Source organism: Peribacillus sp. ACCC06369, from assembly GCF_030348945.1.
Lineage (GTDB): Bacteria > Bacillota > Bacilli > Bacillales > DSM-1321 > Peribacillus.
The window spans coordinates 5083636-5097531 of the sequence record NZ_JAUCEN010000002.1; the positions used below are offsets into that span (position 1 = coordinate 5083636).

13 protein-coding genes, 1 tRNA gene and 1 pseudogene are annotated in these 13896 nt (G+C 41.0%); 1 reads left to right on the forward strand and 14 read right to left on the reverse strand.

Annotated elements, in window-relative coordinates; translation table 11 throughout:
- Positions 1-17: 17 nt before the first annotated feature.
- The 6 genes from QUF78_RS25875 to QUF78_RS25900 form a co-directional block, all read right to left on the reverse strand.
- A complete protein-coding gene (locus tag QUF78_RS25875) occupies positions 18-1202 on the reverse strand; it encodes a phosphoglycerate kinase (RefSeq protein WP_289326942.1) in 1185 nt (394 codons plus the stop codon).
- 248 nt (positions 1203-1450) lie between these two features.
- Entirely contained in the window at positions 1451-2458 is a 1008-nt protein-coding gene (gap, locus tag QUF78_RS25880) for a type I glyceraldehyde-3-phosphate dehydrogenase (protein ID WP_289314429.1), read from the reverse strand.
- 32 nt (positions 2459-2490) lie between these two features.
- Positions 2491-3525 (reverse strand): sugar-binding transcriptional regulator, encoded by a 1035-nt coding sequence (locus QUF78_RS25885; protein ID WP_289326943.1) that lies wholly within the window; start codon positions 3523-3525, stop codon positions 2491-2493.
- A gap of 142 nt (positions 3526-3667) precedes the next feature.
- Positions 3668-3919, reverse strand: a complete 252-nt coding sequence (locus tag QUF78_RS25890) for a glutaredoxin family protein (protein WP_289318269.1) — start codon at positions 3917-3919, stop codon at positions 3668-3670.
- A gap of 5 nt (positions 3920-3924) precedes the next feature.
- A complete protein-coding gene (gene rpoN / locus QUF78_RS25895; protein ID WP_289326944.1) occupies positions 3925-5262 on the reverse strand; it encodes an RNA polymerase factor sigma-54 in 1338 nt (445 codons plus the stop codon).
- Between the two features lie 329 nt (positions 5263-5591).
- A tRNA-Arg gene (locus QUF78_RS25900) sits at positions 5592-5663 on the reverse strand.
- Between the two features lie 289 nt (positions 5664-5952).
- On the opposite strand from QUF78_RS25900, the gene clpP reads away from it, so the two are divergent.
- Positions 5953-6561, forward strand: coding sequence for an ATP-dependent Clp endopeptidase proteolytic subunit ClpP (gene clpP, locus QUF78_RS25905; RefSeq protein ID WP_289314426.1), 609 nt, complete (start codon positions 5953-5955; stop codon positions 6559-6561).
- Between the two features lie 110 nt (positions 6562-6671).
- Here clpP and QUF78_RS25910 read toward each other — a convergent pair whose 3' ends face one another.
- The 8 genes and pseudogenes from QUF78_RS25910 to QUF78_RS25945 all read right to left on the reverse strand — a co-directional run.
- A complete protein-coding gene (locus tag QUF78_RS25910) occupies positions 6672-6929 on the reverse strand; it encodes an HPr family phosphocarrier protein (protein ID WP_048688029.1) in 258 nt (85 codons plus the stop codon).
- 20 nt (positions 6930-6949) lie between these two features.
- Entirely contained in the window at positions 6950-7903 is a 954-nt protein-coding gene (gene whiA / locus QUF78_RS25915; RefSeq protein ID WP_289314425.1) for a DNA-binding protein WhiA, read from the reverse strand.
- Between the two features lie 67 nt (positions 7904-7970).
- The gene (locus QUF78_RS25920; RefSeq protein WP_289326945.1) at positions 7971-8957 is read right to left on the reverse strand and encodes a gluconeogenesis factor YvcK family protein; all 987 of its coding nucleotides are present in this window, start codon (positions 8955-8957) and stop codon (positions 7971-7973) included.
- Positions 8947-9846, reverse strand: a complete 900-nt coding sequence (gene rapZ, locus QUF78_RS25925) for an RNase adapter RapZ (RefSeq protein WP_289314423.1) — start codon at positions 9844-9846, stop codon at positions 8947-8949. Before rapZ ends, QUF78_RS25920 begins: the two co-directional genes overlap by 11 nt.
- Before the next feature lie 44 nt (positions 9847-9890).
- Positions 9891-10349: an NUDIX hydrolase gene (locus tag QUF78_RS25930; RefSeq protein ID WP_289318268.1), complete on the reverse strand. Its 459-nt coding sequence runs from the start codon at positions 10347-10349 to the stop codon at positions 9891-9893.
- A 541-nt stretch (positions 10350-10890) separates the two neighbouring features.
- Positions 10891-11838, reverse strand: coding sequence for a thioredoxin-disulfide reductase (trxB, locus tag QUF78_RS25935; protein WP_289326946.1), 948 nt, complete (start codon positions 11836-11838; stop codon positions 10891-10893).
- 103 nt (positions 11839-11941) lie between these two features.
- Positions 11942-13444: a tetratricopeptide repeat protein gene (locus tag QUF78_RS25940; protein ID WP_289326947.1), complete on the reverse strand. Its 1503-nt coding sequence runs from the start codon at positions 13442-13444 to the stop codon at positions 11942-11944.
- Positions 13445-13646: 202 nt separating this feature from the next.
- Positions 13647-13834, reverse strand: a pseudogene (locus QUF78_RS25945) (aldehyde dehydrogenase); the annotation flags it as partial.
- Positions 13835-13896 lie beyond the last annotated feature (62 nt).

Below are 13896 nucleotides of genomic sequence, written 5' to 3' on the forward strand. Positions count from 1 at the left end.
TATGTAACGGTTTACGCTTATTTATCGTTCAAGGCCACAACACCAGGCAATTCCTTGCCTTCCATGAACTCAAGAGATGCACCGCCGCCTGTTGAAATATGGGACATCTTTTCTGCTAAGCCAAACTTTTCAGCAGCTGCGGCCGAATCCCCTCCGCCTACAATGCTGTAAGTATCTTTTGCTTCCGCCAATGCTTCAGCAACCGTTCTCGTTCCATTAGCAAATTTATCGAACTCGAATACTCCCATTGGTCCATTCCATATGACAAGCTTGGATCCTTTGATTACATCCGCAAATAATTCACTTGTTTTCGGACCGATATCCAGAGCCATTTTATCACTTGGAATAGCATCGATATCGACATTCTCTGTCTCTGCATCAGGTGAAAATTCAGCTGTTACGACCGCATCGATAGGCAAATGCAATTTTACGCCTTTTTCTTTTGCGCTTTCGATGAAAGACTTGGCCAATTCTATTTTGTCTTCTTCCAATAAAGAATTACCGATTTCATGACCTTGCGCTTTAATAAATGTATAACCCAGTCCACCACCAATGATCAAGTGATCGACATTTTCCAAAAGGTTTTCGATAACGCCTATCTTATCCTTTACTTTTGCTCCGCCAATTATAGCTGTAAAAGGACGTTCCGGGTTGAATAACGCTTTTCCTAGCACAGAAAGTTCTTTTTCCATCAGCAATCCGGCAACAGCTGGGAGATGGTGTGCTATTCCTTCAGTTGAAGCATGTGCACGATGCGCAGCTCCGAATGCATCATTTACATATACATCCGCCAGTGCAGCGAATGACTTCGCCAATTCTTGATCATTCTTCTCTTCTCCTGGATAGAAACGAACGTTTTCCAACAACAGGATCTCGCCATTTTGCATGTTATCAATGATTGATTGAACGGAATCACCGTAAGCTTCCTCAGCCTTTTGCACATCTTTTCCACTAAGTTCGCTTAGTCTTTCCGCAACAGGAGCTAAACGCAATTCTTCAACGACTTGTCCTTTAGGGCGGCCAAGGTGACTAGCTAAAATGACTTTAGCGCCTTGTTCCGTCAGATAGGAAATCGTCGGAAGTGCAGCTTTGATTCTCGTATCATCCGAGATCTTCCCGTCCTGCATCGGCACGTTGAAATCAACACGGCAAAATACGCGTTTCCCCTTTAATTCAATGTCTCTAATCGACTTTTTATTCATAATCCAAGAACCCCCTTAGATATTGTTATCATATTTTTGATTCTTTTAGTCAAAAAGGGAGAGGGTAAATATCCCAACTCCCCTTTTCTCTTTTTCATTATAGTCGGTTTCCAGGAAATTATCCAAAAACAAGAAATGTAAACGCTTGACCGATTAATGACTTACTAATAATATCATCTTCTGCCAAGTTTTTTTAGAGGTGTGATTAAAAAAACCTCACCTTGGTGAGGTTTTTTTAATTATTCTAATTACAATCCTTTTTTAGCCAAATAGTCGATCAAATCAACAACACGGCTAGAATATCCAGTTTCATTATCATACCAAGATAATACTTTAACCATGTTTCCTTCCATTACCATTGTTGAAAGGGCATCGATTGTAGAAGAAGATGGGTTACCGTTATAGTCAGTTGATACTAGCGGAAGTTCGCTGTACTCAAGAATTCCTTTTAGTTCGCCTTCAGAAGCCTTTTTAAATGCTGCATTCACTTCTTCAACTGTTGTGTCTTTTTCAAGTTCTGCAACAAGGTCGACAACAGAGACGTTTGGAGTAGGTACGCGCATTGCCATACCATTCAATTTCCCTTTAAGTTCAGGAAGGACAAGTGCAACAGCTTTTGCTGCCCCAGTTGTTGTAGGAATGATATTCTCAGCAGCTGCACGTGCACGACGGTAATCTTTATGAGGCAAATCAAGGATTTGCTGATCATTTGTATATGAGTGAACAGTAGTCATCATACCGCGTTTGATTCCGAATTGTTCATGAAGCACTTTTGCAAATGGAGCTAAGCAGTTCGTTGTACAAGAAGCATTAGAGATAACATGGTGGTTTGCTGCATCATATTTGTCTTCGTTTACACCCATGACGATTGTGATATCTTCATCAGATGCAGGAGCAGAGATGATTACTTTTTTCGCACCAGCTTCTAAATGCTTAGCTGCATCTGCACGTTTTGTGAAACGTCCTGTAGATTCTACAACTACTTCTACTCCTAGTTCACCCCATGCTAATTGTGCAGGATCACGTTCAGCCAATACTTTGACTTTAAGACCATCAACAACAAGATAATCCCCATCAACTGTTACTTTTTCATTAAGAGATCCATGAATTGTATCGTATTGAAGAAGATGCGCTAGCATATTAGCATCCGTTAAGTCGTTAATAGCAACGATCTCCACCTCAGGATTACTCAATGCTGCACGAAATACATTACGTCCTATACGTCCAAAACCATTAATTCCAACTTTTACTGCCATGAAAAATTCCTCCTTTAAAGTTCACAAATATATTAAGGGGTGTAATTCCCCTGAATTAACTCTTGTGCCGCTGCTTCATCCGTGATCAAAACGGTTGATGAAGGCGCGCCTTTCATGTAAGAACGGATAGCCTTAGCTTTAGTTTTCCCACCTGCCACAGTTATCACTCGCTTTTCAGGGCTAAGATCATCTAACTGGATGCCGACCGTCAAAACTTTATGAACGACTTTTCCGTTTTCATCGTAATAATAACCGAATGCTTCTCCTACAGCATTTCCATCTAACAGCTTCTTTAACATTTCTGGCGGAGAATTTCTTCTCTCTGCCATCGCCATGGCGTCACCAATTCCATGAATGATCATATCAGCAGATTTGATTTGGGAAATCACTTCTTTGATTGCAGGTTCCTTCATAAAGGAAGCATAAACCTCACCGCTTAATTGATCGGGTACATATAACACTCTGTATGAGGCCTGCGCCTTATGTGCCATTTTTTCGACAATCGTATTGGCCTGATTCTGCACTGCTTCACCAATTCCCCCGCGTGCTGGGACAAATGTCAATTTCTTCGATGCTTCATCAGGTGACAGCGAATCAGCCACTTCGGCCATTGTCGATCCACCAGTGACCGCTATGATATTCTTTGAATTCCATTCTCGTTTCATACGGTTTGCACAAGCTTTACCCAATTCTTTTTTCACCCATGGGGTCTCGTCACAATTTCCTGAGACAATAATGACCTCGTCCACTTGCAACAAATCCTGCAATTGCCGTTCCATTATGTCTATACCCATTACTTCACGCATTATTCCTTCTAACTTATCCAGGATTTCAATCCCTTCATCAGTCAGCGTCATGCCAGAACTGAATATGTTAACCAGGTTCTGACTTTTCAGAAAATCAACCTCGCTCCTAAGCGTCCGCTCTGTCAAATTAAGGCTCACGGCCAGACTTCGCCTTCCAACTGGCTGCATCATTTTGATATAACGCAGGATATCATATCTTTTTTGCATAACCATAAGGAAATCAGGTAATAATTTTCTTTGTACCTCGAGTAATGTACGCATATTTTAAAACTCCTAAAAAAGGTTGGGTTGGACACACAATGTCCCACGTAGTCATTTTCTGTCCCACTTAAAACAAAAAAATATTCCTGCTACATATTTTATTCTAGCAGGAACGGAATGTTTCTTCAAATGATTTGAAAAATTATTTTTCCAAAAGCCTATTTAGAGCTGATTTATCAACATTTCCGAATTGAACGATATCATCTTTCCATTCTACAACAGGGATCATCAAGCCGAATTTCTCAAGCAAATCATCATCGGTATGGATATCGATTTCCTTATATCCTATGCCTGACTCAAATTTCACTTCTTCAAGTATCTGCTTGGCCTTATCACATAATGGACATTTATCCCGACTATATAAAACAAACGCATTTGATTCCAAACCACTCATCCTTTTCAATCATATCTTTTTCGTTTAGATGAAGAAGGGATCCCTAATTGTTCCCGGTATTTGGCAACGGTTCGACGTGCGAGGATAATTCCATGCTCCTCTTTCAATCGTTCCGCCAAGTCTTGATCCGAAAGCGGCTTTTGTTTATTTTCACCATTGATGGCTGCCTGGAGGCTCTTTTTTGCTTGCATGCCCGACATATCCTCATCAAGGCCGACTGACTGTAAAGAAGTAGTGAAAAATATCCGCATCTCTATCGTGCCAAATGGCGTCTGCACGTATTTCCCTTTAACGGCCCGGCTTACTGTGGACTCATGTATACCAAGCTCATCGGCGACTTCCTTCATCGTCATCGGCTTCAAATAGTTCAAGCCATGATGAAAGCACGCCGGCTGTTTTTCGACGATGCATTGAATAACCTTCAGTATCGTTTCTTTTCTCTGTTGAATCCCTCTAGAGATCCATTGATACTCCTGCCACTTATCCTGGATAAACTTTTGCACTCCCTGGTCCTTATGGCTCTTCATTTGGTTTAAATACCCTTTATCCACATTAAGATTGGGAGAGTTGCCGTCATAATTCCCGACAAGCAGTATCCCATCACGAACTTCCACGACCACGTCCGGCACTATATAAGAAGGTTTTTCCTGAAAAAATAGTGAAGCTGGACGCGGGTTCAACGTCTGGACATAATCAAATACTTCTTGAATCTCCTTCATTGTAACACCGATTTTCTTACTTAAGTCTTTCCAACGCTTTTCAGCAAAATCGAGGAAATGGTTTTCTATGATCGATTCTGCCAGCTGATTCACCCCTTCTGCTTTTACCTGAAGCAAAAGGCACTCTTGGAGATTTCTTGCTGCAATTCCATGTGGCTCGAGTTGCTGTAAAATCGAAAGGCTCTCTTCCAACACGACTGAAGAAATTCCTGGAACACATATATCCTCCAGCTGAGTCCTTAAGTAACCGTTTTCATCAAGATTATGAATTAATAGCAGCATTGCCTTCTGCTGCTCACCGGAAAGTTGCTGGTGATTCACCTGGGACATGACATGCTGTTCAAGCGATAGAGTATCCTCACTGATCTGTTCAATCCAATAGTTGGCATCATACGTATTTTTAAGAGTACGTTTACCCTTTTTCCGGTCAAAGGTTGGCTGAAATAAAGCCGATGTTGGCTGATCTAGGGACAGTAATGGATTTTCCACCATTTTATTTTCTAAGAAAGCCGATAGCTCCTGTGAGGAGTATTGCAGCAATGTAATAGCCTGCATTAGCTCCTGGGTCATTGCCATCTTTAATGTTTGCTGTTGAAAAAGTCCTGCTTTCATATTCATACTCATCGATTCATCCCTCCCCCACTCCATTTTACATTATCAGGAGAAAATTCTACACAAAAACCCATGAAAACGCTTACGTTTTTTTCTGAATAGTGTATTTGTTTTAAATACTATATGTTAGAAATGCAATTTTCACAACTACTTTTATTGAAAAATCACCATTTTTCAAAGGTGTGGGCGAATTTTTTCCAAAGAAAGCTGACATAGCAAGATTCGATGGAATTTTACGGAAATCGAGTAAATCCATCAAAAACCGCAAGAACCCAATTGATGCGATCTTTTAAAAATGGCCAATAAAAAATCCCCCACTTTATTAAGCAGAAGATTGGTAATGCCCTCGGCAGGAATCGAACCTGCATTTCAAGCTTCGGAGGCTTGCGTTCTATCCGTTGCACTACGAGGGCGTAATAGAAAATATTTTTTCGACAGACTTCATTATATGATAGAATCCCATCCTTTGCAAGGGTTATCAGGTTTAAAACTTCGCCTTTTGGGTATTATGGGTAATGTGGAAATTCATCCCTGTGCGGCATAATATATAAAGCAATCTATCAGGAAGGAGCCTTGGCCAGAAAATTGTCGAACAAATTATCCATTATAGGGTTTGTTTTGTTTGACCTAAATTGACCAAAAAGTGTATCATACATACATAAAGAATTTAAATGATTCTCTTAATCGAAGGAGGAAATGAACATGAATTTAATTCCTACAGTTATCGAACAAACAAGTCGTGGGGAGCGTGCCTACGATATTTACTCCCGTTTATTAAAAGACCGGATCATTATGCTAGGAAGTGCAATTGACGATAATGTTTCCAACTCAATTGTAGCTCAATTACTATTTTTAGAAGCAGAAAATCCTGAAAAAGATATCACTCTATATATCAACAGCCCCGGTGGAAGCATCACTTCCGGTATGGCCATTTACGATACTATGCAATATATCAAACCTAATGTATCCACTGTATGCATCGGTATGGCTGCTTCCATGGGTGCATTCCTATTGGCAGCTGGTGAAAAAGGCAAACGTTATGCGTTGCCAAACAGTGAAGTCATGATTCACCAACCACTTGGAGGAGCTCAAGGTCAAGCTACTGAAATTGAAATTGCAGCCCGCCGTATCCTTCACTTGAAAGATAAACTGAACCAAATATTAGCAGAACGTACTGGTCAACCTATTGAAGTCCTTCAAAGAGATACGGAGCGTGATAACTTCATGACTTCCGAAAGGGCTCTTGAATATGGATTGATTGACAAAGTAATCACACGCAGCGCTCTTGATGATAAAAAAGACTCTAAATAATAATTATTATACAAAAAGGCTCCGGAAGTCGTCTTAAGCGACTTTCGGAGCTTTTTTCTTAATCTGAAGAATACAAAAGAAAAGGATGCACTTTTAGGCATCCTCTTCTTTTAACCCTCTTGCTGAACGAACTCTTCCAATGCCTCTAATGCTTCTTTTTCATCGCGTCCTTCGACGATTAACTTCACGGACACGCCAGAACTGATGGCAAGGCTCATTAATCCCATTATACTTTTTGCATTCACTTTCTTTCCTTCTTTTTCAAGAAAAACATCTGAATGAAAGCGGTTAGCTTCTTGTACAAAAAGAGCCGCCGGCCGGGCTTGTAAACCCGTTTTCAATTTTACCTCAACTTGTTTTTCCACCATCTTGATCTCCCCTGTTAGCTTTATTTTTTCGCAGAAATAGCCTCTCCCCCACGGAGCCTGTCAGCTATTTCATCAATCTTTCGCAATCTGTGATTAATTCCGGACTTACTGATGTTTCCTCCGGATACCATTTCTCCAAGTTCCTTTAAGGTTATATCCTGAAATGCTATCCTAAGCTCCGCAATTTCCCGAAGCTTATCCGGTAAAATGCTTAGTCCCACCGTATCCTCAATGTAATGGATATTTTCAACCTGGCGCAATGAGGCACCAATCGTTTTGTTCAAATTGGCTGTTTCACAATTCACAAGTCGATTCACTGAATTACGCATATCACGGACAATCCGTACATCCTCGAACCTTAATAAAGCTGAGTGGGCACCAACTATACTTAAAAACTCGGCAATCTTTTCGGCTTCTTTCAAATAAATGATGTACCCTTTTTTGCGTTCAAGTGTCTTGGCCTTCAAGCCAAACTTATTCATTAGCTCACAAAGGGCATCATTGTGCTCTTTATAAAGTGAGAAAATCTCAAGGTGATAGGAAGACGTTTCCGGATTGTTTACCGAACCCCCCGCAAGAAATGCACCTCTTAGGTATGAACGCTTACAGCATTTCTTCCCAACAATAGTATCGGATATGGCATGGAGAATTTCAAAGCCATCGCCTAAAATTTCCAAATCGGTTAAAATCCGCTGCCCTCCTGATGACATCCTGACAATATAAACATTATTCTTTTTAAGCTTCATCTTTTTACGGACCAAAAGCTCGACCTGGACCTCATAACTTTTTTTCAGCAGCGTATATATCCTTCTGGCAATCGCAGCATTTTCAGTTTGAATATCCACAACAAGCTTCCGATTAGAAAATGAAAGGGATCCGTTCATCCGGATAAGCGCACACAATTCCGCTTTTCCGCAGCAATCCTTTCCCTCTAATGTAGTAAGCTCTTTTTTAGTTTCTGAAGCAAAAGACATCCATTTCACCCCCAATCGAACGCAGGTAATCTATTTTTATCAATCAAAAAACCGTCCCCGCTTATATCTACGGAACTATGTGGCTTTTTGTTTCATTTACAAGCATATTATAAAGCAAATCCGCCACTTTTTTCGTGTCATGGCGTATTACATTCCCTTCATAGCTGAAAATGCGTTCTTGTATGATCTCAAGACCCATTCTTTTCAAACTTTCCACATCATACATAACCGGTTTAGCATATTCAGCTTGATAACGTTGCTGAATTTCGGTTGGTATTTCTTCATTATTAACAAGTATCCTGTCAATATATGCATTCCCCATATGGTCATATATAGCTTTTATATGATCGCTCGCACTATAATCCAGCGTCTCGCCGGCTTGTGTCATCAAATTGCAAATGTACACCTTCTTAGCCTTGGAACGGGCAACTTCTTCTCCTAGACCCGGGACAAGTAAGTTAGGCAGAATGCTAGTATATAAGCTTCCTGGACCGATGACAATTAGATCTGCCTGCTTGATTTCCTGGAGAGTTTCACTGAGCGGCTTTATATGTTGAGGAGACAGAAATACTTTTTTTATTTTCTTTCCTGAAAAGGGAATCTTGGATTCTCCAGTAACAACCGTTCCGTCATCCATCTTCGCATGAAGAACCACGCTTTGGTTGGCAGCCGGAAGCACTTTACCGCGGACATTAAGGAATTTACTCATTTCCTGGATTGCATGGACAAAATCCCCAGTCAACGAGGTCATAGCCGCAAGTATCAAATTCCCCAGCGAATGCCCGGACAGCTCATTTTTACTTTGAAAGCGATGTTGAAACATTTGTTCAACAAGAGGCTCTACATCCGATAACGCAGCCAGCACGTTACGGATATCACCTGGCGCGGGGATATCCATATCCTCGCGAAGGCGACCTGAACTTCCACCATCATCAGCTACCGTAACGATTGCCGTTATATCAACTGGATGTTTCTTTAAACCCCTCAACAAAACAGGAAGGCCAGTTCCCCCTCCGATGATTACAACCTTAGGTTGTTTCTTATTATCTAACATCTGCTTTCCCCTTACTTTTTTCGATATCGCGATGTGATACTTGAACCCTGTAATCTTTTTTGAAGTGGTTTGAAATATACTCCGTCAATGCTACAGAACGATGCTGACCGCCTGTACAACCAATCGCAACAACAAGCTGTGCTTTTCCTTCACGTTTATAATATGGAAGCATGAAGGCAAGCAGATCTGTCACCTTTTCCAAGAACTTTTGAGTCTCACTCCATTTTAAAACGTAACTCGACACTTCCTGTTCCAAACCAGTCTTTGGCCTCATATGGTCAATATAATATGGATTTGGCAGGAAACGTACATCAAACACAAGGTCAGCATCTATGGGCAGACCATGCTTGAATCCGAAGGACATGACATTGACTGTAAAACCTACACTTTTATCCGCAGAAAATTCAGAAGCGATTTTCTCCCTCAATTCGCGCGGTTTAAGTTGTGAAGTATTAAAAATCAACTGAGCCCTTCCCTTCAATTCGTCCAAAAGTTCCCGTTCCATTTTAATGCCTTCCAATGGCCGACCTAATGGAGCAAGAGGATGGGTCCTTCTCGTTTCCTTATATCTGCGTACCAAGGAATCATCATCCGCTTCAAGAAAAAGGATTCTTGGTGATACTGCAGCTGTATCCGTTAAATTATCCAGTGCAAGAAATAAGGAATCAAAAAACTCCCTCCCCCTCAAATCCATGACAAGGGCCACTTTATTCATCTTATTCCCAGAGTCCTTCATTAACTCCAAAAACTTTGGCAATAGTGTGGGCGGCAAATTATCGACGCAAAAAAAGCCGAGGTCTTCAAAACTTTGAACCGCCACTGTCTTACCTGCTCCTGACATTCCGGTAATGATGACCAATTGCGTTTCACTCATCTGCCCTGTACTCATAGTTCTCCGCCCCCATGTATAACAATCTTTTTTATAAGTGAATATTAACCTGGATCCAATCGATAAGAGAGTAACTTAAACTCAGGCGTATAGGTAAACGTTCCATAAATGATTCCTCTTCCATGAACCATATAGTCCAGAATGTGAAAATCACCTTCAGCCATCATCAGGTTTTTAACATCTTCAACCGGATGCCAGCTTAGTTCCCCTTCTTCACAAACATCCACATTGACACCATCGGAATCCGTTGCAAAGAAAGTGAACATCATCCATTCTGACAAAACTTTATCCCCGTCCTTCATAATGAAGGTGAAAATACCTTTGATGGAAGGGTTTTTTAAATAAACGCCTGTTTCTTCGCGATATTCTCTAATACAGGCATCACGTACAGATTCTCCAGGTTCCATCTTGCCGCCTGGAGCTACCCACCATCCGCGTCTAGGTTTTTTCAATAAGAGGATTTGATCATCCTTAATCAATACACAGTTTGTGACACGTTGCACGTTCTTCACCTCAATTGGCCTCTGCTCGACTATAGAAACCTTCACCCTCCGTGTTGAAGAGATTCAGTTCATATCCTTAAACCGCCGCAAGATTTCCATTTGGCGATTTACAAATGCTAATAGTTCAAACAAGTTGTATTTTACATCTTCTTACCTTTATGAAAGATATATATGTTTAGTATATCTTATCATTATACTATCTTTGAAATGAGCTAACAATAAAGTAAACTTCCTGCATTGGCCGAATATTCATTCGCAAGGAAGTACGGAGTAAGTCTTCATCTCCTGCTTAACTCCTATTCTTCTCCACTTTCCCTCCCTAAATGCAAAAGGCTGGCTTACTTCACATTAAAAGTTATCACCTAAAAATTGGTACGAAATATACAGGTCTTAAAGCAGGACAAAAAAAAGGACACAGATACTTAATCTGTGTCCTCAAACGTTTATAATTAAAGGGGGTCAACTTCTACCCATACTATACCCAATCATTATTTCACGCGTGTTACAACCTCGTTAAAAGCGAATTACGATTCTTATGAAATTAAGCTTTTGGCTGCAACTTTTCTTGAAGTTCCTCAACATAATGCTGAGCGGCTTGAGCGGCTATGCTTCCATCACCTGTAGCTGTAACGATTTGGCGCAAAGTTTTTTCCCGAACGTCACCCGCAGCAAAAATACCCGGAATCCGTGTCTCCATCCGATCATTCGTTTCAATATAGCCTGCAGCATTCAAGATGCCCAAGTTCTCAAATGGTTTAGTCAGCGGAAGCATTCCGATATAAATGAATACGCCGTCAGCGTCCATCACTGTCTCTTCTCCATTTTCGGTGGAAACTAGAGTGACACCGCCCACTTTGCCGCCTTTTTCATTAATTTCCTTCAAAGTATGATTCCAGATGAAGCTAATTTTCTCATTGGCAAATGCACGATCTTGAAGAATCTTTTGAGCACGAAGTTCATCACGTCTGTGAACGATCGTCACTTTTGAAGCAAAGCGTGTTAAGTAAACGCCCTCTTCAACAGCAGAGTCTCCGCCGCCGATGACGAACAGTTCCTTTTGCTTGAAAAATGCACCATCACAAACTGCACAATACGATACACCGCGGCCGCCCAATTCTTTTTCGCCAGGAACGCCGATTTTCTTGTATTCGGCACCCGATGAAACAATGATTGAACGTGCTTTGAATTCCTTGGAACCGGCTTTGATCGTTTTATACTCTTCACCGTCAATGATTTCCTTAACATCACCATAAGCATATTCCGCACCGAATTTCTTTGCATGGTCAAACATTTTCGTCGAAAGTTCAGGTCCGAGGATTGTGTCGAATCCAGGGTAATTTTCTACTTCCTCTGTATTGGCCATTTGCCCGCCTGGCACTCCGCGTTCTAACATCAATGTTGAAAGGTTCGCACGTGATGTATAGACAGCCGCCGTCATCCCTGCAGGACCAGCTCCAATAATAACAACGTCATAAATTTTTTCAGACATGTTCTCACTCCTCCATATTCCATTACAAATGGAACCTTCACTACCGTTAGTGTTCCCTACCTATTATCCTATATAACAAATAATTTTTCGTCCAAATATCTGCTCATCCCAGAAGTGTTTGAACCAACTTTACGTACTTCGATAAGGTGGACACCGATATGAAATGTTTGTCTGCGATTGCCTGTTTGCTCGCCTTTTCATTTTTAAGCTGATTCCACACATACTCCACCGCAGATGCCCAGCCTGCTGGATTATTTAACTTCTGCTCGGATTTCACCGCTTCGATAAAGACGGAAAACCACATTAAATAGAGTCCGGCTTCATCTAATTGTATCGGTTGGAAATGCTGATATAATAGCTCAGCTGTGCGATCGGCAAAATCAATCGGTGTTAATTGGCGATCTTTGGCGGGAGTCTGCACAAGGTCTGCATAATCACGTTCCAAATCAGTGAAATTCTGATTTAGGTTGAGGACCTGGTTTTTCAATAGCTTCTGTTTATGGACCGAATGTTTCAGAAGGAAAATGGCAAACAGCCTTTCTTCGATGAATTCGCTTTCCAGCCTTTTTATAATAGAAGGAAAATGATGTTCAAAACCATCTGAAGTCGCATTCATATCTCCCCAAGGCTCCATGCCTTCCTTTTCCGGGTTCATTTCCACGACCTTTTTCCATGCCTTTCTGGCAGCCTGTTCATGACCTAAGTGGAAAGCGGAAATGGTAAGCCAATAGTAGAAGGTTCCATCTCCCTCGAACCCTTGCTTTTGCAATACTTTCAGCCATTTATATGCAGATGCATAGTTTCCGATCAAAGCGAATGTCGCTCCAAGCTTGAAACGATGTTCGGATAGCATCGGACGAATTTTCTCCAGCATCTGTATGAGCTCTTCAACCTTTTCTTCATCCTGTTGATAATGATGAAAAACAACAAGGTTACAAAGTGCATGCAGATTTCCAGGACTTTTTTCCAGTACCTCTTCCAGTGTTTCAAAAGCTTCATTTACTTGACCGAGATAGAAATAGGCAAGTGCCAGGTTATTATAAGCGGACCAGTAATCCTCGTATTCGGCAATCGTTTCTTTCAGGACTTCGATTGCCTTCGGGAAATTCCCCGATTCCAGATACTCACGGGCTTTTTCCTGTTTGGTAATGAGTCCATCATGCTTAAAGGGGTTTTCTTCTGACTCATCGGACTCAAAAGTTATCAGTTCAAGCAGATCCTCTGCGTCATCGCTGAACTCCCCGTCTTCTTCTTTATCAAGATAAGCACTGGCGTGACGGTAAGCCTCCTTGAACATGCCTAAGTGGGCATAATTATTCGCCAGGAAGTAATGGCATTCCGACATATAGGGATCCATCACATCCAAGATGTTTTCCAAGAGGTTGTTTGAATAATTATATTCACCGATTTCCGAGCATGTGATTGCCAATTGACAGGCTATCATCGGTTCTGCAGGTTCAAGTTCCAGCGCACGTTCCAGGTATTTTTTTGATTTAGGTAGTTCTCTTCTATGATAAGCTTTTAAACCCTTGGTGAAATAATACTCACCTGTTGGGTGAAAAGTTAGAATTTTTGCCTGTTGGCCAAATTTAGAGTCTTTACTCATGTAATCCTCCATCTACAAGTTGATTAACCATAGTATTATAACATATTGGAGTAAATTTGCCGAACAATTCAAGAAAATGGAAAATGATAATCATCATTCAATCTTCAAGAAAAAATTTGGCAAAGCCTACATGAATTTTAACCATCGGTTGGTTAATATTGGGGCAGGATACTATTGGACCGGTTTGGATGAAATGCTTTTCAAAAGGATATTGACGAGCTATGTTCTGTTTGAAAATCCATTTAATTACAGTGAATCCCTCCACTACCCAAGGGTTACCGAAGCGTCCCATTCCTCTTATTTTCTTTCCTCCAAACGCGACATCCGGACACCATTTACAGTTTGGTCATTGATTTGTGTATCCCCCTTATTGTAAATCCATAGAGAAAAGCAAAACATTTCAACTTTTGAATTGAAGTATATTCCTGGTTAAATGGGGAGTCAAGATTGTT